The sequence below is a fragment of the Aliidongia dinghuensis genome, assembly GCF_014643535.1.
Classification (GTDB): Bacteria; Pseudomonadota; Alphaproteobacteria; order ATCC43930; family CGMCC-115725; genus Aliidongia; species Aliidongia dinghuensis.
The window spans coordinates 1-20,680 of the sequence record NZ_BMJQ01000033.1 but is presented as its reverse complement, the minus strand read 5'-3'; the positions used below and the strand labels follow the sequence as shown (position 1 = coordinate 20,680).

Genomic DNA, 20,680 nt, shown 5'->3' with positions numbered 1-20,680 from the left:
AGGCTTACCGATCTCGCTCGGCATAGATCGCGGCGAGCGTTTCGCCCGCCCGCACGCGCTCGATGATCCGCGGCTCGGCTGCCTGGATGGCCAGCGCTTCGACCGCGAGCGCGTGCGCTTCGTCCGGCGCCATGACGAGCACGCCGTTCTCGTCGGCCAGTACGACGTCGCCTGGATGGACCGGCACGCCGCCACAGGTGACCGGCACACCGACCGCCCCGCCACCGCGGTTCTTGGTCGTGACGGGCGACCGGCCGAGGCACCAGACCGGCAAGCCGGATGCGCGGATGGCGCCGACATCGGTGACATAGCCGTCGATGACGACCCCGGCCAGGCCTGCCGCCTCAGCCGCCGCGGTCATGACCGCCCCCCAGCAGGCGTGACGATCGTCGCCCGGCCGGGCAACCACCAAGATGTCGCCGGGCCGGGCCTCGGCGACCGCCTTCAGCAGGGCGGCGCCGTCGTCGCCCGGCAGGCTGACGGTGAGCGCCCGGCCGGCGATGCGGGGGCCCTCGACCAGGCATTGCATCGCCGGTGCCATGAAGCCCTCGCTCCGCACGTGGCCGATGGTGGCTGTCTCGACGGCCGCCAGCAGTTCCAGGACCTCGGCCATCTCTACGTCGCTTGCCATCGGGCGACCTCTCCTTTCAGCGGACCTGCGCCAGGTCCTTCTTCGCCGTCTCGGCGAGCGCCAGCAGCGCTACCGCCGAGAGCAAGGCCGAGCCGATCATGTACCAGGCGACCGAGGAGCCCTTGCCGGTGGCGGAGAGCAGCCAGGTCGTGATGACCGGGGTGGTGGCGCTGCCCAGCACGCCCGACAGCATGTAGGCGATCGAGAGGCCCGAGTAGCGTACCTTCGTGCCGAACAGCTCGGCCAGGAAAGTGGCGATCGGCCCGTAGTTGGCGGCGAAGCCGGCCATCATCAGCAGATAGCCCAAGACGGCGCCGGTGAAGGTCTGCAGATCCATGAGCCAGAACATCGGGAAGGCAACCAGTGCCTCGAATAGGATGCCGCCGACGATGACCGGGCGCCGGCCGATGCGGTCGGACAGCCAGCCGAAGAGCGGCAGGAGCCCGATGCAGGCGGCGCAGGAGATGAGCACGACGGTCAGCATCTCGTTGCGCGAGATGTGCAATGCCTGGGTGCCGTAGGTGAGGCCGAAGGCCACGATCAGGTTGAAGGACGAGCCCGTCGACATGGTGGCGACACCACCCAGCAGCACGACCTTCCACGACCGGGCCAAAAGCTCGAAGAACGGCACCTTCACGACGCCGGTCTCCTGCTTCGCCTTGTTGAAGGTCGGCGTCTCGGCCGTGCTGAGCCGGACATAGGCGCCGATGCCGACGAGCAGGATGCTGGCGAGGAACGGGATGCGCCAGCCCCAGGAAATGAGCGCATCGTTCGGCATCGCCGCGGTCATGCCGAGGAACACCAGGTTCGCGATGAGCGTGCCGGCCGGCACGCCGATCTGCACCCAGGAGCCGTAGACACCGCGCCGGCCCGGCGGCGCATGCTCGACCGCCATCAACACCGCCCCGCCCCACTCGCCGCCCAGGGCCAGACCCTGCAGGATGCGCAGCGTCAGGAGCAGGATCGGTGCCCAGATGCCGATGGCATCGTAGTTGGGCAGGAGCCCGATCGCGAAGGTCGCGATGCCCATCATGATGAGCGAGAACAGCAGCATGGACTTGCGGCCGAGCCGGTCGCCGAAATGACCGAACAGGCCGGCGCCAACGATGCGCGCGAGATAGGCGGCGGCGAAGGTGCCGAACGACAGGAGCGTGCCGACCAGCGGGTCGAAGCTCGGGAAGAACACCTTGTTGAACACGAGCGCCGAGGCGGTCGCGAACACGAACAGGTCGTACCACTCGACCGTCGTGCCGATGACGCTCGCGACCGCGATCCTCTTAATGCTGACCGGGGCCTTTCCGGCAGCAGCGGCAGCGGGAATTGTCGTTGCATAATCCATGGGGCCCGTTCCTTTCCAGCTCGCGAAGGTTCTCGAATTCAGTGTCAGTTGCGGCCTCTCGCCCGAGCGCGCTCGTAGCAGAGGGTGGCGCCCGCCAAGTCCTCGAGCGAGGCACCGACCGACTTGAAGAGCGTGATCTCGTCCTCGCGGCACCGTCCAGGATGGCGGCCGGCAGCGAGGTCGGCGAGATCGGCCCGGACATGGTCGCGTCCGATCGCGCCGGCTCGCATGGGCTGGACGAGGTCGCCCGCCTCCTCGAGTGCCGCACCGGTGTCGACGAACACGCTCGCCCGCCGCACCGCCGCATCGTCGGTCTCGCGCATCTCCGGCGTGAAGGCACCGATCAGGTCGAGATGCGTGCCAGGTCGGAGCCAGGCGCCCTGGATGAGCGGCACCCGGCTCAAGGTGCCGCAGCTCACGATGTCGGCCTCGGCGACTGCCGCCTCGAGATCGTCGGTCGCCCGCGCGGCAAAGCCGTCGCGTGCCAGCTCATCCGCCAGTGCGACGGCACGTCCCCGGTCACGGCCCCACACGGCGACCGTGCAGATCGGCCGGACGGCGGCATGGGCGGCGGCCACGCGCCGGGCGATTTCGCCGGTGCCCACGATCAGCAGGCGCGAGGCATCGGCCCGCGCGAGCCGGCGGGCGGCCAGCGCCGAGGCCGCGGCGGTCCGGCGCGAGGTGAGCTCCGCACCGTCGATGGTGGCGAGCAGCCTGCCGGTCTCGCCCGAGGACAGGAGATAGACCGATTGCACCGCCGCGAGGCCTTTCGCCCCATTGTCCGGGAACACGCTTGCGACCTTGACGCCGACGTAGCGGCCGGGGCTCCAGGCCGGCATCAGCAGCAAGGTCGCATCGCTGCCACCCGGCACCGCCATCCGGTGATGTGCGCGTTGCGGCGCCACGCAGTCCCCGCGAAACGCCTCTTCGAGCGCCCCGATCAGCGCCGGATAGTCCGCCAGCGCCGCGACCTCGTCTGGCCCCAGCACCAAGGAGGCGCCATCGCTTCGACCCAGGCTCCGCTCGCTTTTCATCGGCATGACGCTCTCGTTCCACGAATATGACGAAAGCGTGCCGGACCCGCGTTGCCGTGGAAAATAGAAAATACAAATGCGTCACATAGGAAGAATACGGCTCAGCCTCCTCCCTCTATATTCAACGAATCTGCTCGAGAATCGGTCAATTGGCGATCAATTACTAACCAGACCGGGCATTCCAACGGCACCGCTCGGAAAGAGCCCGAGGGCACCGATGCGTAATATCGACCTTATCTATTTTACCCAGCGGCGCCCGACTTCTATTTGAGGAGCCTGACGCGGCCGCAACGGTCGCCTCGTGCCCACGGATCAGCAGCAGGAGCCGGCCCATGACCACGCGCCACAACAACATCCGGGCGGATATCGGCCGGCTCTGGGCGAGCCTGATGCGCTCGGCCGAGATCGGCACTACGCCCAAGGGTGGCCTGAAGCGCCTGGCGCTCTCGGCGGACGACGGCGTGATGCGCCGGGAATTCGTGGAATGGTGCGAAGCGGCCGGCTGCAAGGTCGAGATCGATCCGATCGGCAACATCTTCGCCTTCCGGCCCGGCACCGACCCCACGGCCAAGCCCGTGCTGGTCGGCAGCCATCTCGACACGCAGATCAAGGGCGGCCGGTTCGACGGCATCCTGGGCGTGCTGGCGGGGCTCGAGCTGGTCAGGACCTTGAACGACCACGGCATCCAGACGCGCCACCCGGTAGCACTCGTCAACTGGACCAACGAAGAGGGCGCCCGCTTCGAGCCGCCGATGATCGGCTCAGGCGTGTTCACCGGCGGCAAGGCGCTCGACTTCGCGCTCTCGCGCACCGACAAGGACGGCATCACGCTGGGGCAGGCGCTGGGCGAGATCGGCTTCCAGGGCAAGGCCAAGATCAATGCCGACATGTTCGACAGCCTGTTCGAGCTGCATATCGAGCAAGGCCCGCGGCTCGACGACGCCAAGATCCAGGTCGGCATCGTGACCGGCGCCTTTGGCGTGCGCGGCTTCGTGGTCGAGGTGACGGGCGAGACCGGCCATGTCGGACCGACGCCGATGGCGAAGCGCCACAACGCGCTGGTCGGCGCCGCCCACGTGACGCTCGCGGTCGAGGAGATTGGCTGGAGCGAGGCCCAGAACCACGGCAAGTCGACGACCATGCGCGTCAAGGTCGAACCGAACCTGTTGGGCATCTTGCCCGACTTCGTCGAGATGACCTGCGACTTCCGCCATCCGGAAGAGCCGAGCGTCATCAAGATGATGGACGCCTTCAAGGCGCGGATCCCGGAACTCGAGGAGCGCTCGCGCTGCCGGATCGCGGTCAAGGAGGGCTGGGCCTATGGCGGCATGCGCTTCGATGCCGATTGCGTCGACCTCGTCCGCGACGCAGCGCAGAAGGCCGGCTACTCGACGCTCGACCTGCTGACCGAGGCCGGGCACGACGCCATGCATGTCGCCGAGGTGCTGCCGGCGGCGATGATCTTCACGCCCTGCGAGGGCGGCCTGTCGCACAATGAGGCGGAGAACGTGTCGCTCGCCGATATCGAGCCTGGCGTCAACGTGCTGCTTCAAGCCGTGCTGGCACGGGCCGGAGCGGTGTGACCGTCCCCGGCTGCCCGTCGCTTTCGACGGGCAGACCCTGGCCATCGAACGCGACCTCCCGGAAGATTTCCAGGAAGGCCGCCTCGGCGGCGCTCAGCTGCATCTCAGGATTGGTCAGGAAATAGAGATCGGCGCCGAGTTCGGCCCCGACATCCGGCAGCCGCCAGAGCAGGCCGCGCTCGGCCGCGGCCTCTGCCGCCGCGACCGGCAGGATGCCGATGCCGATGCCGGCCACGATCATGCGCTGGACCTCGCCCAGGTCGGCGCTCAAGCCCGAGGTGCGCGCACCGAGCCCGGCGCCTTCGCGCAGCGCCACCATGGGCTCAAGGGCGCCACCCTCCTGCCCGCAGGCAAAGCCCACGAACGGCTCCTCGCGCAGATCGCCGAGCACAGTGTCGGTCCGGCCGTAAAGTGGATGGGACCGGCCGCAATAGATGCCGAAGGTCTCGCGCATCAGCAGCCGGCAATCGAGCGCTGCCAGCGGCTTCTGCAGCAGGCAGAAGCCGAACGGCGCCGAGCGCTGGGAGACCGAGCGCGCAATCTCGAGGCTGTTGGCGACGCTGATCGAGGCCGTCACCGACGGGTGCATACGGTGCATGCGCTCGAGCGCCCGATCGAGCGCGGGCAGCATCATCTGCGTCACGGCCAGGATCCGCACGGTCCCGGTCAAGCCGTCATCGCCGGTCGCCACCAGCTCGCCGATCCGCTCGACGCGACGCGAGATCTCCAGGCATTCCTTGCGCAGCGCCTCGCCGCGGCTGGTCAGCACGAAGCGTCGGCTGTCGCGTTGGATCAGCCGGGCGCCCAGCGTCTCTTCAAGCTTCTGCAGGGCCGCCGTCACCGTCGGCTGGCGCACCAGCAGCCGATCCGCCGCCTTGGTGATGCTCTTTTCCTCGACAATGACGAGGAAGGTGCGCAGCAGGTTCCAGTTGAGATGGCGGATACGAGGCGGTGCACTCATCGGACGCTCGGGGACGATGCCAGGCTGATCGGCATCTTGTCTGCTGCAGCCGACTTGAGCAACCGAGCCGTTGCCAGGTCGGGGAAAGCGCAGCCAGCGGAACGGCCGCTCTGGAGCAGTGGGCGAACGCCCTGGGAACGGCAATAATGGGCGCGAAGCCGTGGGAAAGAAACGGCCGGCGAGTACCGGGCTGCCGACCCGCGGACTGGCATCATGGAGCTTCATCTAGACATCCGGTCGGACGGCATCGGGGCATGATCTTTCGTCCGCGCCAACGCCGGACCATCTCAAATCGACCCGAGAGCACCATCCGGTGATGGAGGCTACCCGCAGCTCGAACCGACGACTTTCTCTAGCTCCGATATGAAGGCCGCAATTGCCGGGTTGCGTTTCTCGCCACGTCGATAGGCCAGGAAGATCCCGCGCACGATTCGTGGACGGATCTCTTTCATGCAGAGGTCTCCAATGTAATCGCGGCCTCGCAAGCCGGGGATGATCGATATCGAGCAGCCGGCTGCGATCAGCGCGCGCACAACCTCGAACCCGTGGCAGTGGCCGTTGATAGTTGGATCGAACCCAGCATCTCGACAAGCTCCTACGATCACGCCGGTATAGGTGCTGGATGAGGTGTCCAATGCCCACTTCTCACCGCTCAACTCTCCTAGCGAGACGGTATCGTCGCCGGAAAATCGATGATCGAGCGGCAGTAGCACGAACAAGCTGTCATCCAGCAGATGGTGCATTTCCACCGTCCCCTCCGGAAATCCCGACGCCGTGCTCAGATCGTCGACGATTGCAACGTCGATCCGCCAAGCGCGGAGTGCCGCGAGACTATCCATCGGCTCAAGTTCGTCGAAGGTGGTAACCAGGTCAGGGAAACGGTCCGCTAGCGCTTTCATAGTCCGGGGAATCAGCGATGCGGCAACCGACGGAAACGCTGAAACCCTCAGTTCGCCGGCGACCGTTCGCTTCAATTCCGCGAGATCGGTTTTCGCCTCTTCGATAATGCCAATGACCTTTCCCGCATGCTCGACCAAGCGCTCGCCGGCCGGGGTCAGGCGCACGCCTCTTCCGCGCCGTTCGACGAGGCTGATCCCGACCTCGTCCTCCAGAAGGGCGATCTGCTGCGAAACCGCCGAGGGCGAGATCAACAATGCCTCGGCGACCGAAGACATTGTTTTACGCAGCGACAGCTCGCGAAGTGTGCGGAGGCGCCCAAAATCCATGGATTCACCCCTGGCTTTGCCTAGCTTGCTACCATGCATTTTTACTTACGTATATGTCAATAATAATTAAGTAGACCTGCATTGATGGTTGGCCGTAGCGTTTTCGTCATAAGCGACCGCCTCGAAGAAATCGACCTGACAACCGCAAGTCGATCTGGCTGAAGCTTCTGTAAATGCGACGGCATGCAGCAAGTCGAATCCGCGAGACCGGGGAACGCCATTCTCGCACTTCGGTGACCGACTAGTCGCATGCGTTTGACTACGGAGTGAACCCCTCCGGCAAAACGAGGGCGCTTGAGCGCTCCGGGTTCGATCGACGCTTCAGCAGGAAGGGGTGTTTGGGAAATGAAAAATGGAACATTTTTGACTTCAGGGCTGGCTGTCGCGGCCGCCTTCTGGACCAGCACCGCCTCGGCAACTGTGCTGGACACGGTGAAGCAGCGTGGCGCGCTGAATTGCGGCACCGACAATACCGCCCCGGGGTTTGGGTATCTCAATACCAAGACTGGCAAGATGGAAGGTCTCGACGTCGACTTCTGTCGCGCGATGGCTGCAGCCGTCTTCGGTGACGGCTCAAAGGTGAACTTTGTCATCGTGACCGATAAGAGCCGGTTCAACGCGCTGCAGACGGGCCAAGTCGACGTCGTGTTCGCGCATACGACCGTCAAGCCGGTCCGGGAATCCGCGATCGGCATCGACTTTCTGCCGATCAATTTCTACGACGGCACCGGCATCATGGTGAAGGCGTCGGCCGGCGTGAAATCCGTGACGGACCTCGAAGGCGCCACCATTTGCACCACGCAGGGATCGGGCACCGAGAGCACGCTCGCCAACACGATCAAGAAGTATAATTTCAAGTCCACCAAGGTTCTCACGTTCGAGAATCTAGAGAAGCTGTTCTCCGCGCTCGAAGGCGGCCGCTGCAACGCCATGTCGACCGACAAGTCGGCTCTGGCGGCCTGGCGGGGCAATTCAGCCAAGCCGCAGGACTACACGATCCTGCCGGACACGCTCGACAAATCCCCCTTTGCGGGCTTCGTCGTCGCAAATGATTCGAAATGGCGCAACCTGCTCCGATGGGCGACCTACGCACTGTTCCAGGCCGAAGAGTGGGACATCACCACCGCTAATCTGGCTGAAAAGCTGAAGAGCGATGATCCGTTCATCCAGAAATTCCTTGGCGTCAAGAACGGCTTCGGTGCGGATTTCGGGGTGGGCAACGACTTCATCGCCTCGATGATCAAGGCGGTCGGAAACTACGGCGAAATCTATGACCGCAACCTCGGTCCTAAGACGCCGTATTTCATCGATCGGACCGGCACGCCCAATGCGGCCTGGTCGAAGGGCGGCGCCGAATACTCTCCCCCTTGGAACTGAGACAGGCTTCGACGCAGGCCGGTCGGCCCGCGTCGACCAAGGGAGCAGATCAATGGAGATGACAGAGGCACGGTTCGTCAGCGTCTCACAGCGTCGCCTCGTGCGAGTTCGACGCGGGCTGATACAGACCCTGATCGTGGGCCTGGTCGTTGTTCTGGTAGCCTGGCTTTGCCTATCAGTCCGGTCCGCGCTGGCGGCCAAAGGGATCCAGTTTTCGTTCGGCTATCTCTGGACCGCCGCTAATCTCAGTCTAAGCGAAGGGTGGACCGTCGCTTTCGACGGGCTCCGCCCTGTGGTCGAGCCATTCTCATCTTCCGATACGAACGCCGAAGCGCTCGTCGCGGGACTCTCAAATAGCCTGAAGGTCGCGATTGCCGCGATCGTCTTCAGCACGGTCTTCGGCACCCTCGTCGGCATCGGTCGGCTCTCGGGCAACTGGCTCGTTCGCAACTTGTCCTTCGGCCTGGTGGAATGCGTCCGAAACACCCCGCTGCTGATCCAGATCGTGTTCTGGTACTTCGCGGTTGTATTGAAATTTCCTCCCGCCAATGCCGCTTCGCACTGGCTGGGTAGCCTGATCGCGAGCCAAGCGGGTGTGTTTCTCCCAGGCCTGACGGTCGTCGACGACGCGCAGCCCATTGCGTGGTTGCTGGTGATCGGCGCGGCGGCAAGTTTGCTGGCAGCATTCCTGCTGCGCCGGCGCGCCGCTGGGCTTTGGCTCTGCGTCGCATCGGTCATCGCCGTCGTCGCCTCGGTCTGGCTGGGTTTTCCCGTTTCGGTCGATCTGCCCGTCTCCACGCGTTTTGGTGCCACCGGCGGCATCGCGCTGACACCCGAATTCACCGCCATTTTGCTGGCAATCGTGGTCAACAGCTCTGCCTACGTCGCCGAGATCGTGCGTGGTGCGATCGACGCAATGCCCAGAGGACAATGGGAGGCTGCGAGCGCCCTGGGTCTGTCGCGATCCTCCACGCTTCGCGACATCATCCTGCCCCAGGTCTTCCGGGTCGTGCTGCCGTCGCTCGGCAATCGGTACATCAGCCTGACCAAGGATACGTCGCTGGGCATCGCCATCGGCTATCCCGATCTCTTCAATGTCTATGGCACGGTCTCCAACCAGACTGGGCGCAATCTGGAAGGCGTCCTCATCGTCATCCTGACTTACCTCATTCTGAGTTGGGCCATCAGCGCCGGCATCAATATCGTCATTCGGCGGGTGAACACCCTCGGGGGTGCGCGATGACCGCCGCCGGTGTGACCTGGCTTCACCGCAACCTGTTTGCGAAGCCTTTCGATATCGCACTCTCGCTCATCACGATCCCCTTGTTGGCCTGGGTGCTCTACAGCCTCGCGGACTGGGTGTTCCTGGTCGCGCGCTGGGATGTGCTCTTTGACAGCCTGCGGGTGCTGATGATCGGCATCTACCCTGTCGACCAGCTCTGGCGGACCTGGTTCGCCGTTGCGGTTCTCGCGACGCTGTTCGGTCTTGGCCTCGGTCTTTGCATGCGCCCCATGGCGGCGAGCCTGATCACCCTGGCCATTCTCTCCGGCGCCATCGGCGTCGCGGTCGAACCCGTGTTCGGGGCTTTTCAGGCGGCTTTGACCGTCGGTTGCGGCTGGTTGGGCCTCGCTGCCTGCCTGGTCGCGTCACGCTCGGCCAAGGCGAAGCGGTTTGCCCTGCCCATCATGCTGGTCGCACTGGTGGCGCTCTACCTGGTGCTGGCCCCACCCGGATTGGAATCGTGGGGCGGTCTTCTGCTGAGCGTTCTGCTGACGCTCGCCGCATCGGTGCTGACGCTGCCGCTCGGCATCCTGCTGGCGTTTGGTCGTCAGAGCCGAATTGCCAGCGTGAGAGTGCTCTCGACGGGCTACATCGAGATCATGCGGTCGATCCCGCTGATCCTGGTCGTCTACTGGATCTGGGTGGTCGTTCCGCTGCTGGCCCCCGACGCTACCGTCCCGAGCTTCCTCAGAGGCTTGGCCGGCTTCACGCTCTTCTTTGCCGCTTATGTGGCCGAGTATTTCCGGAGCGGCCTGCAGGCCTTGCCGCCGGGCCAGGTCGAAGCGGCGCGCTCGCTCGGGATGAGCACCTGGAGCGTGAACGTCGATATCGTCCTGCCGCAGGCGCTCAGGGTCGTCGTCCCATCGCTGGTCGGCCAGATCCTCGACATCTTCAATGGCGCCACGCTCGTTTTCATCATCGGCCTGACCGACTTCCTGCGAGCCGGGCAAATGATCCTCGCAGACCCGCAGAACAGCAGCCGGATCTACGAGATCTACGTCTTCCTGTTCGCCGTCTACTTCACGATTGGCGCGACCATCACCTACGCGTCGCGTCGCCTGGAAGCCTTTCTCGCAAGGGGATCGCGATGATCGTCAGCGACCAAAAATCCGCGGCCTTTCCAGTGGGGGCGATCGTCTCGATCGCCAGCCTGAACAAGTCCTACGGCTCGTTCCATGTGCTCAAGGACGTCGACCTCGAGGTCGGCAAGGGCGAGGTCGTCGTTATCATCGGCGCCAGCGGTTCCGGCAAGTCCACGCTCATCCGCTGCGTGAACGGCCTCGAGATGTTCCAGAGCGGCAGGCTGCGGGTAGACGGCTTCGATATGCCGACGCAGGCCGACAGAGAGTTCGGTGGCGAGAAGAAACTGGCCGACATCCGAAAGGGCGTCGGCATGGTCTTCCAGCAGTTCAATCTGTTCCCGCACATGAGCGCGATCGACAACGTCGCCATCGCGCCGATGCGTGTCCGCAAGAAAACGCCGGCGGAGGCCAAGGCCTTGGGCCTGCGCCTGCTGGAACGGGTCGGACTGAAGGAGCACGCCCACAAATTTCCGGGGCAGCTTTCCGGCGGTCAGCAGCAGCGGGTCGCCATCGCCAGGTCCCTGGCGATGGAGCCGCACATCATGCTGTTCGACGAGCCGACCTCCGCCCTGGACCCCGAGATGGTGGGCGAGGTTCTCGATGTCATGCGCGAACTCGCTCGAGAGGGCATGACGATGATGATCGTCACCCATGAGATGGGGTTCGCCCGCGAGGTCGCCGACCGTGTCGTCTACATCGATCACGGGCGGATCCTCGAGATCGGCACCCCGGACGAGATCTTCGACCGGCCAGCCCACGAGCGGACCCGAACCTTCCTGTCACGCGTACTGCGGCACTAGCTCACGCCGAGCGGTGCAACGCCGACGGGGCGGTTGTCCGGCTTCCACCACGAAGCCCGCACCACCTCGTCGGCCCAACTGAACCGGAATAAGGGAATTCATGGAATGAGCGGAGCGATGAACGTCGCGATCTCGGGGCAACCGAAGCAAGCCGATTGGCAAAGGTTCTTTTCCTCCCAGGCGTCGCAACTCGGCCCGGATATCGTCGGCCTGATCCAGGACGATCGCGAGTTGGAAATGCGATCGCTGAACCTGATCGCGTCGGCGTCCTATTGCCCGCTTGGCCTCCGGCAGATCGAGGGAACCCATCTCGTCAATCGCGCGCCGATCGGCATGCCGGGACGACGGAGCGTCGGAAACTGCGAGCACCTGGATTCGATCGAGCTGCTGGCGATCGAGCGTGCCAAAGCACTCTTCGGCGCCGAGTTCGTGAATGTCCAGGCACTCTCCTCGACGATCGCCAACGTGGCCGTATTCCGGGCGGTTCTCCCGGCCGATGGCGCTCGGGTCCTGACGTTCGACGAGCTCGCCGGAGGCCATGTCAGCCATGGCGCGATGCGCCACATCACCGGCTACAATCGCGAGGTCGCGTCCTTCGGCGTCACCCCCATGGGGACACTCGACCTCGATCAGGCCCGTGATGTGGCGCGTAAACTGCGGCCGCACGTCATCATCGCAGGCCCGTCGTCCTACCCGCGCGAGATGGATTTCGCAGCACTTCGGAAGATTGCCGACGAGGTTGGGGCGCTCCTGTTCACCGATATCGCTCATGTCGCCGGACTGATCGCGACCGGCCTCCATGCCAATCCCGTCCCATATTCCGACGTATCGACGACCTCGACCCAGAAGACACTCTGCGGCCCGCGAAATGGCGCCTTCGTCTTTGCCCAGAGCCGCTTCGGCGACGCGATCGACCAGGCGATCTTCCCCGGTCTCCAGGGGCCGGCCGGCGCCAATCTCATTGCGGCGCGAGCGGTCCAGCTGGAGATGGTCGGCAGCCCGGCATTTGCCGACCTGATGCAAAGCGTGGTGGCGAATGCCAAGGCTCTCGCGACCGGCTTAGAGGCTGGCGGCTGCTCGATCTATACCGGCGGCACCGACTCGCACATGGTCATGGCGTTCACCGGGGAAGACTGGGAGCGACCGGATCTGGTGGCAAAGCTTGGCGAATATGGCGTTCTCGGCAACGCCATGCGGGCGCCCGATCACGCCGGACAGCCTCGGACGGCGTTCCGTTTCGGCACCATCGCGCTCACGATCCGCGGCTTCGACGCTGAGGATTTCTCGCGTTTGGGCCGGGAGCTGGCGGCAGTTTTCGTTGCAGGTCCAACGGCCTCGATCGATCGCGCGCGCGTCGACCTGTTCCGGCAGCTCGCCGCCAGCCATCCCATCCCGTCCTTCATAGACTGAGAAATCACGCGGGGCTTGGCGGGAGGACGCGCCTTTCAGAGCGATGTTCCCGCCGTCCCGCGTTTGGAGAAACACAATGTCGAGACACTACGACGTCGCCGCCGTTCGCAGCCAATTTCCGGTGACCGAGCGCTTTCTCTACTTGGACTCGGCCTATCAGACGCCATTGGCATCGAGCGTGCGGGACGCGCTGATGCGCTTCTATACCGAGGGCTACGAGTCCGCCGGACCGAAGTCCGTGTGGCTCGATCGCATCGAGCGGACCCGGGGCCGCGTGGCGAAGCTCCTCAACGCCGCCCCGGGCGAAATCGCGTTCACCAAGAATACGTCGGAGGGCATGAACATCGCCGCCAACGCATTGCCGCTGGCACCGGGCGACAACGTCTTGCTGGTCGAGGGCGACCATCCGAACAACGCCTACGCATTCCTCAACCTTCGGCGAAAAGGTGTCGAGATTCGTTTTATCCCGCTAACGGGGGAAACGGCGACGGCGGAGATGTTCGAGCCCTATGTCGACAAGCGGACGCGGGCGATCTCGTTGTCCCACGTCACCTTTCATGCCGGCCACCGCTTCAACCTGGATTCAATCGGCAAGTTCTGCGCCGAACACGGCCTCTATCTGGTGGTGGACGCCATGCAGTCGACGGGCGTGCTGCGCTTGGATGTAAAGGCGCTCAGCGCCAGCTTCGTCGGGTCAGGCTGCCATAAGGGCCTGCTCACGCCTCAGGGCCTGGGCATCCTCTATTGCAAAGAGGAGCTCGAGGAAATGCAGCCGGCCTATCTGGCGTTTTCCGGATTAGCCAACCCTCCGGGCGATCTCATCGCGCGCGCCGACAATATGGCCCTGAAGCCTGGCGCCGGCCGTTTTGAAATCGGCAACTTCAATATCTCGGACATCCACGCCCTGGATGCATCGCTCGATCTCATCGAGAGCGTCGGCGTCGATGCGATCGAGGCCCATCTGTACGAGCTTGGCGACCACTTGATCGGCCATCTCGACGAGTTGGGCATTCCGCTCGTCGGTCCTCGGGCCGCCAAAGACCGTGCGCCGCATATCTATGTCGCAAACCTGCCGGGCGAAGGGTGGCCTGAATATTTCGCCAGCCAGCAGGTCCGCGTGACGCCCGAGCGCGACGGTATCCGGATCTCGTTCGGCCTGTTCAACACCTTCGAGGACGTCGACCGCTTCGCGGCCATCGTTGCGAACCGTGGGAAGGTCGATGCCCCGGCCGCTTCGGCACCCACGTCACTGGATTGAGCCGGAACCGAGTGAAGGAATGCGCGGCATGGCCCAAGGTCGCATCGCCATTGTGGGAACCGGGGGCACGATCAGCTCGATCGGGCGTGACGTGTTCGACCTCCATGACTATGACGCCACCGGAAAGATGCTCGATGCGGCCGAGATCCTCGACCGACTGCCGAGGGGAGCGAATGATCCGGAATGCTACCCGGTCCCGTTCCTCTCAGTGTCGAGCACGCGGATCGGCTTTCCAGAATGGCGGTCTTTGGTCGTGCTTTGCGGCAATATCGTCGAACAGGACCCAGGCGTTGCCGGCATCGTCATTCTCCATGGCACCGCGACGCTCGAGGAAACCGCCTTCTTTCTGCATCTGACGCTCAAAGTCGACGTACCCGTCGTCGTGGTGGGCGCACAGCGACCATGGAACGGCTTATCGAGCGACGCCGGGTTGAACCTGCGCAACGCCATACGCGTCGCGGCCAGCGATGAGGCGCGCGGGCTCGGTGTGTTGGTCCTACTCAACGACGAGGTTCATTCCGCGCGCGACGTGACGAAAGGGTCCACGACCCGGCTGCACAGCTTCCATTCGCCGGTTCACGGCCCCATCGGGCAGGCCGATTCCGATCGTGTCGTGTTCTATCGGACGCCAACGCGCCGCCGCGCTCCCGATACCGAGTTCGATATCGCCGGTATCGAGGCCCTGCCACGGGTGGACATCCTCTACGCCTATGCCGGTAGCGACGACGTGCTCGCGAAGGCTGCCCTCGCAGCCGGCGCCGAGGGCATCGTTTCGGCGGGCTTCGCGCCAGGCTCTCCAAACCCTATGGAAGCGGCGGTGCTGCGAGAAGCGGCGGCAGCAGGGACGATCATCGTTCAATCGACACGAGCCGGGAGTGGTCGTGTGTTGCCGACGACAGAGCTCGTCGCGGCCGGCTTCATCAGCGCGGACGATCTCACGCCGCAGAAGGCCCGGATCCTTCTCGCACTGGCACTGATCCGGACAACCGATGCTGCCGAGATCGACCGGATGTTCCGCACCTACTGAAAACGCAGTTCGAGGCCGGATCTCGGATTTTTCCTGGCTATCAAGGTTGACCAGCCGCAGAGGCGTTGGTCTGAAAGGAGCACGATCGTGCATGTCATCGTGCTGGGCGCGGGCGTCACCGGCCTTGCGACGGCTTACTACCTGGCCCAGGACGGGCATCGGGTCACCGTGGTCGACCGTGCGCGGGCGCCGGGCCAGGGCGCGAGTTATGCCAACGGCGGCCAGCTCAGCTACAACTATGTCGCCCCCTTGGCCGCCCCGTCGGCGCTCAAGGACATTCCGGGCTGGCTGCTGCGTCGGGACTCACCATTGCGCTTCCGGCCGCAGCTCGATCCACGGCAATGGCGCTGGTGCCTCCGCTTTCTCGCGGCCTGCACCGGCATGCAGAGCCGTATCGGCACTGAACGCCTGCTGCGCCTGTCGCTTTATAGCCGGACGCTGGTCGACCATCTGGTCGATGAGGCGCTGCTTGCCTTCGACCATAGCCGAACGGGGAAGCTGGTCGTCTATTCCAGCGCGGAGAGCCTGCAGGGCGCTGTCGCCCAGATGGAATTTCAAAGGCAGTTCGGATCGGAGCAGTCGGTGGTCGATGCTCGTGCTTGTCTTGAAATCGAGCCGTCCCTGTCGGCACTCAGCGGCAGGATCGTCGGCGGCATCTTCACCCCGGACGAGGAGGCAGGAGATTGCCGAATGTTCTGCGCCGGCCTCGAAAGCCACCTCCGCGCTATGGCGACGCCGGTGACTTTCCTCTTCGGACAGCAGGTGAAGCGTCTTGTCGCCGACGGTGGCCGCCTGCTCGGCGTCGAGGTCGATGATGGAGTGCTAGAGGCTGATGCCTATGTCCTGGCGCTCGGCACCGGCACTCCGGCGTTAGCCGCAGGCGCCGGTATTCGCCTGCCGATCTACCCCTTGAAAGGCTACAGCCTGACCGTCCCAATCATGGATCCAGCGGCGGCCCCTCGGGTCAGCGTCACCGATAGCGCCCGCAGGATCGTCTATGCGCCGCTAGGCGATCGCCTCAGGGTCGCGGGCATGGCCGACTTGGTCGGCTGGGGCGATGCGATCGACCGCAGCCGGCTCGACCTGCTGGTGCGTGAGGCGCGGCAGGCGTTTCCTGACGCGTCCGACTACAGACAACTCGAGCCTTGGGCCGGCCTCAGGCCGGCAACACCGACCGGCCTGCCGATCCTGGGGTGGAGCCCGCTCGCCAACCTGTTCCTCAACGTCGGCCAGGGCGCGCTCGGCTTCACACTCGCCATGGGCTCGGGCCGGGTCGTGGCGGACGTGATCGGCGGTCGGCCGCCGGAGATCGCGCTCGACGGCATGACCCTGGATTCGAAGGAGCGGGCCAAATCCCGGAAGTCGACCGCAAAGGAAAAGCCGCCCGGAGGCGGCTTCTGGATCGTCGATCACACAGCAATCAATGCCGGCTTTGACTTCCGCCGATAGGCCATAAAGCCGAACCCAGCCAAGCCCATGATCATCATCGTCCATCTCGAGGGTTCGGGGACGCTCGTCAGAGTAAAGGAGAGACTGTCGTCGAGTCCTGCGAAGCCGTTAGTCGTTGCGTCGCTATAGTTCCCATACCCCAGGTCATAGGAACCCAGACCTATATGCTCAATCCCAGGCTTTAGTGGTGCAATCTTCTCGCAGGAGTGGAGGGACGCACTATGGGCCAGTTCTTCACGGCTGCGCCACAACGACAAAGGCAGTCCGTCGAGCGATACGGCATAGTCAAGAGAACCTGAGGCCCCTGGCGAAGCGCTACGGCATCGACCCGAAGACCGTGGCGAAATGGAAGAAGCGGTCGTCTGTCGCCGCGTTGATCCGGCGATCACGGCAGCGTCACCGAATAATGCACGATCACGGCGAGATCCTCGATCGTCTGCGCGGTGAGCGGCGTATTGGCCTTGGGGTTGGTGATCGTCCAGGTGCCGCTGTCGGGGCCCGACGGATAGTCGAGCACGAGTCGCAGCATGCCGGCATAGACGCCGTCATTGGTAAATTTGAGCGGCGCCGGTGGTTTAGACGGCACGGGCGATACCTGGATCGCCTGGGTGAGTGCGGCGGCATCCGCCACCAGCTCGAGCTGCTTGATCTTGAGACCGCTTGCCGCGGCGGCAAAATAGGGGAAGCGGTCGCGGCCGAGATCCAGCGTCAGCACCTGGTCGGTGCCGGCCGCCGCATTGAGGAACGCATACCATTGCGACGGGAAATCATGCCTGGCGCTGAACAGCTGCGCGAGGCCCGTATCCTTGAGGCCGACCAGCATGTTGTTGATCTGCGTCTGCAAATTGGTCCCGGCATCGGCCCGCAGCCCCTCGCCGCCGTCGCGTGCCGTATATTTCAGATGGAGAATGACGTCCGTGATCGTGCTCGGATCGAATTGCGTGACGCCCGCGGGCAGCTGCAAATGCCATTGGCTGATGGCGCCCGCTCCCTCGAAGGGCAGGTAACGCTCGTCGCGCAGATTGAGCTCGAACAGCCCGTCGTCGTTCTGCGCCGAGCTGGTAGCGATCGACTGGATCGTCGCCACCGAATCGCGGAACCGCGGATCGTCGGCCGGCACGCCGCCGGTGCCGGTCTTGCGCGGATAGGCGACGCCACTGGTATTGTTCACGCGGACCGAGTTCTTGGTCATGGTCAGCGTGCAGCTGACCGTCGTGTAAGGGCCGGCGACGCAGGGGATCGTGATGCTGACTGTCTTGATCCGGCGCATGTAATGGCCCGGATAATCCATGTCGAACAGCTCTTCCGGGAGATTGATCCAGCACGACCGGCTGGTCTTCAGCATCTCGAGCGCCGAGGCGTCGAGCTGGGACAGTGCCACATGCTTGGTCAGTTCCAGCTCGCGGATATTCTGGTCGCGATAGGCCTGGTCCATGTAGCGGACGTCATAGGCCAGCTGCTCGCCCGCCAGCAGGCCTTTGCGTAGGCTGTTCCAATAACCAAAATTGATGTAGCTGGATTCGGCGAGGCCGAGTTCGTAGCGGAAGGTCTGCTCGCTCTGCTTGGCCATGGCATAGGCCAGCTGATAGGTCTGGAAATAGGTCGTCGACAGCTGGCTGATCATATAGGCGTACAGATCCGAATTCGTGAACTTGCCGTGCATGAAATCGTCTTCCGCCTGGGCGTTGTCGATCTGCAGCTGCTGGTTGGTAACCTCCTGATTGGCGATGGATTGGCGCACGGTGGCAGCCAGGATCTGTTTCTCGACCTGCTGCAGCTCGATTTTGGCCAGGTTGAGCTGGTTCTGCCACTCGGCGGCCCGGCGGGCGAAGCCGGCCTGGGTCGTGGCGACCCCGGCCTGGGAATGCATGATCCCGGCCGTGCCGCGGATCGCCGCCGCGATGGCGCGGGTGGCGCCGCCGAGCTGCGTGCCGCCGAACTTGACGGTGGCGGCCGGGCTGCCGCCGAAGCCTTCGGCGCCGATATCGAAATCCGGAATCAGGCCCAGCACATTGCCGAGATATTCGATCTGCACCGCGCTGTTGTCGCCGTTGATGGCGGTCTTGGTCAGTAACAGCGACGCGGTTTCCCAGCTGTTCAGGCCGTTGTTGATGAGGCCCTGATAGTAGTCGATCTTGGCCTGCACCATGGCCTGCTGCTGCTGCAGCCCTTCCAGCGTATGGGTCGCGTCCTCGACTTGCTGTTGCTTGACCAGCAGCACGGCCTTGGCGAGCGCGATGCCGTTCGAGGAGCGGAGCAGCGCCAGATCCTCGGCGTCCTTCTTCTCCATCGCCTGCAGCAGACTGCCGCCCAGCGCCTTCACGTCGTTGCACAGATCGAGCGTCTTCTGGACCATGACCGCGAAACGATAATTCGGCAGCGGGCTGTTCATATCCGCGAGGATGCTGCCGATATCGAGGCCGGCCGAGGCGGCGCGCACCAGCAGGCCCGGGTCGATCGGCGGCGCGAACAGGGCCAGCGGTGCGCTCTGGCCGGCCAGGTTCAGGCAATGACGGATATTGTAGAGCCGGCTCGCCACCGTGTCCCAATAGGCCAGGAGCTGGTCGTTGGGCGGAATGCAGAAATACAGCGTCTCGAGCGGCTGCAGAATCTGCTGTCCGCCTGGGACGAAGCCGGTCACCTGCTGCAGCGGCAGCAGGTTCTCGATATCGACCATGGCGTTGGAGAAGGCGTCGAGCGAATCCTTCTGGGCCAGCTGGCCGAAATTATCGACCGGCGTCTCGTAGGCGGTCGGTATGATCAGTGATGTGAACCCGGGAAACTGGATCGTTTGAGGTTAGAGTTTTCCGTGCCGATTTCCCCGGGGCTGGGCGGAGCGGAAGACGATGAAGGCATCCAAGTTCTCGGACGCCCAGAAGGCGTTCATCCTGAAGCAGGGCGCGGACGGTGCGCCGGTGGCGGAGATCTGTCGCCGCGCCGGGATCAACCCGGCGACCTACTTCAATTGGAAAAAGAAATACGACGGCATGACCCCGCAGGAGATGCGCCGTATGAAGCAGCTGGAGGACGAGAACGCCAAGCTGCGCAAGCTGGTGGCCGATCTCTCGCTCGACCGCGAGATGCTGCAGGACGTGATCCGCCGCAAGCTCTGAGGCCTGGTCGCAAACGCGAGCTCGTCGATGCGGTCCGTGGCGAGTGGCAGGTGTCGATCCGGCGCGCCTGCGCCGTTCTGGAGGTCGACACCTCCACTTATCACTACAAATCGCGTCGGCCCGACCAGACCCCTTTGGCGGCTCGGATCAGGGAGATCTGCGAAACGCGGATCCGGTACGGCTATCGGCGCGTCCAGGTGCTGCTGCGCCGGGAAGGCTGGACGGTCAATCACAAGAGAACGCACAGAATCTACAATGAATTAGGTCTGCAGCTGCGCAACAAGACGCCGAAGCGCCGGGTCAAGGCCAAGCTGCGCGAGGACCGCATGGCGGCGACACGGCCGAACGATGTCTGGGCGATGGATTTTGTCCATGATCAGCTCGCGACCGGCCGCAAGATCCGGGTGCTGACGGTGGTCGACACCTTTTCCCGGTTTTCGCCCGTCATCGATCCACGGTTCAGCTACCGGGCGGGCGATGTGGTCGGGACGCTCGAGAAGGCCTGCGCCAGGGTCGGCTATCCGAAGACGATCCGGGTCGACCAAGGCTCGGAGTTCGTCTCACGCGACCTCGATCTCTGGGCCTATACGAAGGGCGTGACGCTCGACTTCTCACGGCCGGGCAAGCCCACGGATAATGCCTTCATCGAGGCCTTCAATGGTCGTTTCCGGATCGAATGCCTGAACGCTCACTGGTTCCTGACGCTTGCCGATGCAGCGGAAAAGATGGAGGCTTGGCTCAGATACTACAACGAGGATCGGCCGCACGGCGCCATTGGCTATAAGTCCCCGATCACGTTACAGAACCCCGGCAGCGCTGCCAGCCCGCTGCCATGAGGAAGGCCGGAAACTCCAGCCTCCGGCGATCCAGCAAATGGGTTCGGATCATTGGCGATTGTAGGTGGTCTCGATGAACTCGCCGATGGTGGTTCTGGCATGGGCGAGATCGCGATAGGTGCTGGCGTTCGCCGAAGGCGGGGGACGAGTCGGCAGCCTGAACCTTCCCGTGCGACGCGGTTGCGGATTTTCGCGGGTCCACGTGGCGGTATCTGGGGCCGCTTCGATAGGGCTTGCCGCTGATCGCATTGGTTGTGTAGCATCGCGCCGTC

General features: G+C 64.2%; 17 protein-coding genes and 1 pseudogene. 11 read left to right on the top strand and 7 right to left on the bottom strand.

The window, feature by feature from the left end:
- Nucleotides 1-4: 4 nt before the first annotated feature.
- The 3 genes from IEY58_RS33090 to lhpI are packed head-to-tail and all read right to left on the bottom strand — an operon-like array spanning nt 5 to nt 3,010.
- Nucleotides 5-631: an RraA family protein gene (locus IEY58_RS33090; RefSeq protein ID WP_229744148.1), complete on the bottom strand. Its 627-nt coding sequence runs from the start codon at nt 629-631 to the stop codon at nt 5-7.
- A gap of 16 nt (nt 632-647) precedes the next feature.
- The gene (locus tag IEY58_RS33085; protein ID WP_189052457.1) at nt 648-1,970 is read right to left on the bottom strand and encodes an MFS transporter; all 1,323 of its coding nucleotides are present in this window, start codon (nt 1,968-1,970) and stop codon (nt 648-650) included.
- 44 nt (nt 1,971-2,014) lie between these two features.
- On the bottom strand, nt 2,015-3,010 hold the full coding sequence (gene lhpI / locus IEY58_RS33080; protein WP_229744147.1) for a bifunctional Delta(1)-pyrroline-2-carboxylate/Delta(1)-piperideine-2-carboxylate reductase: 996 nt from the start codon (nt 3,008-3,010) through the stop codon (nt 2,015-2,017).
- 326 nt (nt 3,011-3,336) lie between these two features.
- Here lhpI and IEY58_RS33075 point away from each other — a divergent pair, with 326 nt between their 5' ends.
- On the top strand, nt 3,337-4,587 hold the full coding sequence (locus IEY58_RS33075) for a Zn-dependent hydrolase (RefSeq protein WP_189052456.1): 1,251 nt from the start codon (nt 3,337-3,339) through the stop codon (nt 4,585-4,587).
- Here IEY58_RS33075 and IEY58_RS33070 read toward each other — a convergent pair.
- Nucleotides 4,541-5,548 (bottom strand): LysR family transcriptional regulator, encoded by a 1,008-nt coding sequence (locus tag IEY58_RS33070; protein ID WP_189052455.1) that lies wholly within the window; start codon nt 5,546-5,548, stop codon nt 4,541-4,543. The genes IEY58_RS33075 and IEY58_RS33070 overlap by 47 nt on opposite strands.
- Nucleotides 5,549-5,871: 323 nt before the next feature.
- Nucleotides 5,872-6,774 carry a LysR family transcriptional regulator gene (locus IEY58_RS33065; RefSeq protein ID WP_189052454.1) on the bottom strand — a complete coding sequence of 301 codons (903 nt, stop codon included), beginning with the start codon at nt 6,772-6,774 and terminating at the stop codon, nt 5,872-5,874.
- 294 nt (nt 6,775-7,068) lie between these two features.
- Here IEY58_RS33065 and IEY58_RS33060 point away from each other — a divergent pair, with 294 nt between their 5' ends.
- The 9 genes and pseudogenes from IEY58_RS33060 to IEY58_RS34860 form a co-directional block, all read left to right on the top strand.
- Nucleotides 7,069-8,151, top strand: coding sequence for a transporter substrate-binding domain-containing protein (locus IEY58_RS33060; RefSeq protein ID WP_229744146.1), 1,083 nt, complete (start codon nt 7,069-7,071; stop codon nt 8,149-8,151).
- Between the two features lie 52 nt (nt 8,152-8,203).
- Nucleotides 8,204-9,394, top strand: a complete 1,191-nt coding sequence (locus tag IEY58_RS33055) for an ABC transporter permease subunit (RefSeq protein ID WP_189052453.1) — start codon at nt 8,204-8,206, stop codon at nt 9,392-9,394.
- Nucleotides 9,328-10,524: an amino acid ABC transporter permease gene (locus IEY58_RS33050; protein WP_229744145.1), complete on the top strand. Its 1,197-nt coding sequence runs from the start codon at nt 9,328-9,330 to the stop codon at nt 10,522-10,524. The genes IEY58_RS33055 and IEY58_RS33050 overlap by 67 nt, the downstream gene beginning before the upstream one ends.
- Nucleotides 10,521-11,315, top strand: coding sequence for an amino acid ABC transporter ATP-binding protein (locus IEY58_RS33045; RefSeq protein ID WP_308422470.1), 795 nt, complete (start codon nt 10,521-10,523; stop codon nt 11,313-11,315). The genes IEY58_RS33050 and IEY58_RS33045 overlap by 4 nt, the downstream gene beginning before the upstream one ends.
- Before the next feature lie 105 nt (nt 11,316-11,420).
- Nucleotides 11,421-12,725, top strand: a complete 1,305-nt coding sequence (gene glyA / locus IEY58_RS33040; RefSeq protein ID WP_189052452.1) for a serine hydroxymethyltransferase — start codon at nt 11,421-11,423, stop codon at nt 12,723-12,725.
- Nucleotides 12,726-12,846: 121 nt separating this feature from the next.
- Nucleotides 12,847-13,983: an aminotransferase class V-fold PLP-dependent enzyme gene (locus tag IEY58_RS33035; protein ID WP_229744144.1), complete on the top strand. Its 1,137-nt coding sequence runs from the start codon at nt 12,847-12,849 to the stop codon at nt 13,981-13,983.
- Between the two features lie 28 nt (nt 13,984-14,011).
- A complete protein-coding gene (locus IEY58_RS33030) occupies nt 14,012-15,010 on the top strand; it encodes an asparaginase (protein WP_189052451.1) in 999 nt (332 codons plus the stop codon).
- An 87-nt stretch (nt 15,011-15,097) separates the two neighbouring features.
- A complete protein-coding gene (locus IEY58_RS33025) occupies nt 15,098-16,459 on the top strand; it encodes a D-amino acid dehydrogenase (RefSeq protein ID WP_189052450.1) in 1,362 nt (453 codons plus the stop codon).
- Between the two features lie 187 nt (nt 16,460-16,646).
- Nucleotides 16,647-16,829: pseudogene (locus IEY58_RS34860) on the top strand (helix-turn-helix domain-containing protein); the annotation flags it as partial.
- A 15-nt stretch (nt 16,830-16,844) separates the two neighbouring features.
- On the opposite strand, the gene IEY58_RS33010 reads toward IEY58_RS34860, so the two are convergent.
- Nucleotides 16,845-19,136 carry a Tc toxin subunit A-related protein gene (locus tag IEY58_RS33010; protein ID WP_189052448.1) on the bottom strand — a complete coding sequence of 764 codons (2,292 nt, stop codon included), beginning with the start codon at nt 19,134-19,136 and terminating at the stop codon, nt 16,845-16,847.
- A gap of 169 nt (nt 19,137-19,305) precedes the next feature.
- Between IEY58_RS33010 and IEY58_RS33005 the strand changes: the two genes are divergently transcribed.
- Nucleotides 19,306-20,408, top strand: a protein-coding gene (locus tag IEY58_RS33005) for an IS3 family transposase (protein ID WP_189052447.1) whose coding sequence is annotated in 2 segments (ribosomal slippage) — nt 19,306-19,567 and nt 19,567-20,408 — 1,104 coding nt in all. Because the reading frame shifts where the segments join, the coding sequence is not laid out codon by codon here.
- A gap of 48 nt (nt 20,409-20,456) precedes the next feature.
- Here the strand turns inward: IEY58_RS33005 and IEY58_RS34535 are convergent.
- Nucleotides 20,457-20,680: hypothetical protein (locus IEY58_RS34535; protein WP_229744143.1), on the bottom strand; the 224-nt coding region annotated here is incomplete at its 5' end.

Coding starts and splice junctions, on each gene's coding strand:
- IEY58_RS33090 (WP_229744148.1), bottom strand. CDS start 631: ATGGCAAGCGACGTAGAGATGGCCGAGGTCCTGGAACTGCTGGCGGCC.
- IEY58_RS33085 (WP_189052457.1), bottom strand. CDS start 1,970: ATGGATTATGCAACGACAATTCCCGCTGCCGCTGCTGCCGGAAAGGCC.
- lhpI (WP_229744147.1), bottom strand. CDS start 3,010: ATGCCGATGAAAAGCGAGCGGAGCCTGGGTCGAAGCGATGGCGCCTCC.
- IEY58_RS33075 (WP_189052456.1), top strand. CDS start 3,337: ATGACCACGCGCCACAACAACATCCGGGCGGATATCGGCCGGCTCTGG.
- IEY58_RS33070 (WP_189052455.1), bottom strand. CDS start 5,548: ATGAGTGCACCGCCTCGTATCCGCCATCTCAACTGGAACCTGCTGCGC.
- IEY58_RS33065 (WP_189052454.1), bottom strand. CDS start 6,774: ATGGATTTTGGGCGCCTCCGCACACTTCGCGAGCTGTCGCTGCGTAAA.
- IEY58_RS33055 (WP_189052453.1), top strand. CDS start 8,204: ATGGAGATGACAGAGGCACGGTTCGTCAGCGTCTCACAGCGTCGCCTC.
- IEY58_RS33045 (WP_308422470.1), top strand. CDS start 10,521: ATGATCGTCAGCGACCAAAAATCCGCGGCCTTTCCAGTGGGGGCGATC.
- glyA (WP_189052452.1), top strand. CDS start 11,421: ATGAGCGGAGCGATGAACGTCGCGATCTCGGGGCAACCGAAGCAAGCC.
- IEY58_RS33030 (WP_189052451.1), top strand. CDS start 14,012: ATGGCCCAAGGTCGCATCGCCATTGTGGGAACCGGGGGCACGATCAGC.
- IEY58_RS33010 (WP_189052448.1), bottom strand. CDS start 19,136: ATGGTCGATATCGAGAACCTGCTGCCGCTGCAGCAGGTGACCGGCTTC.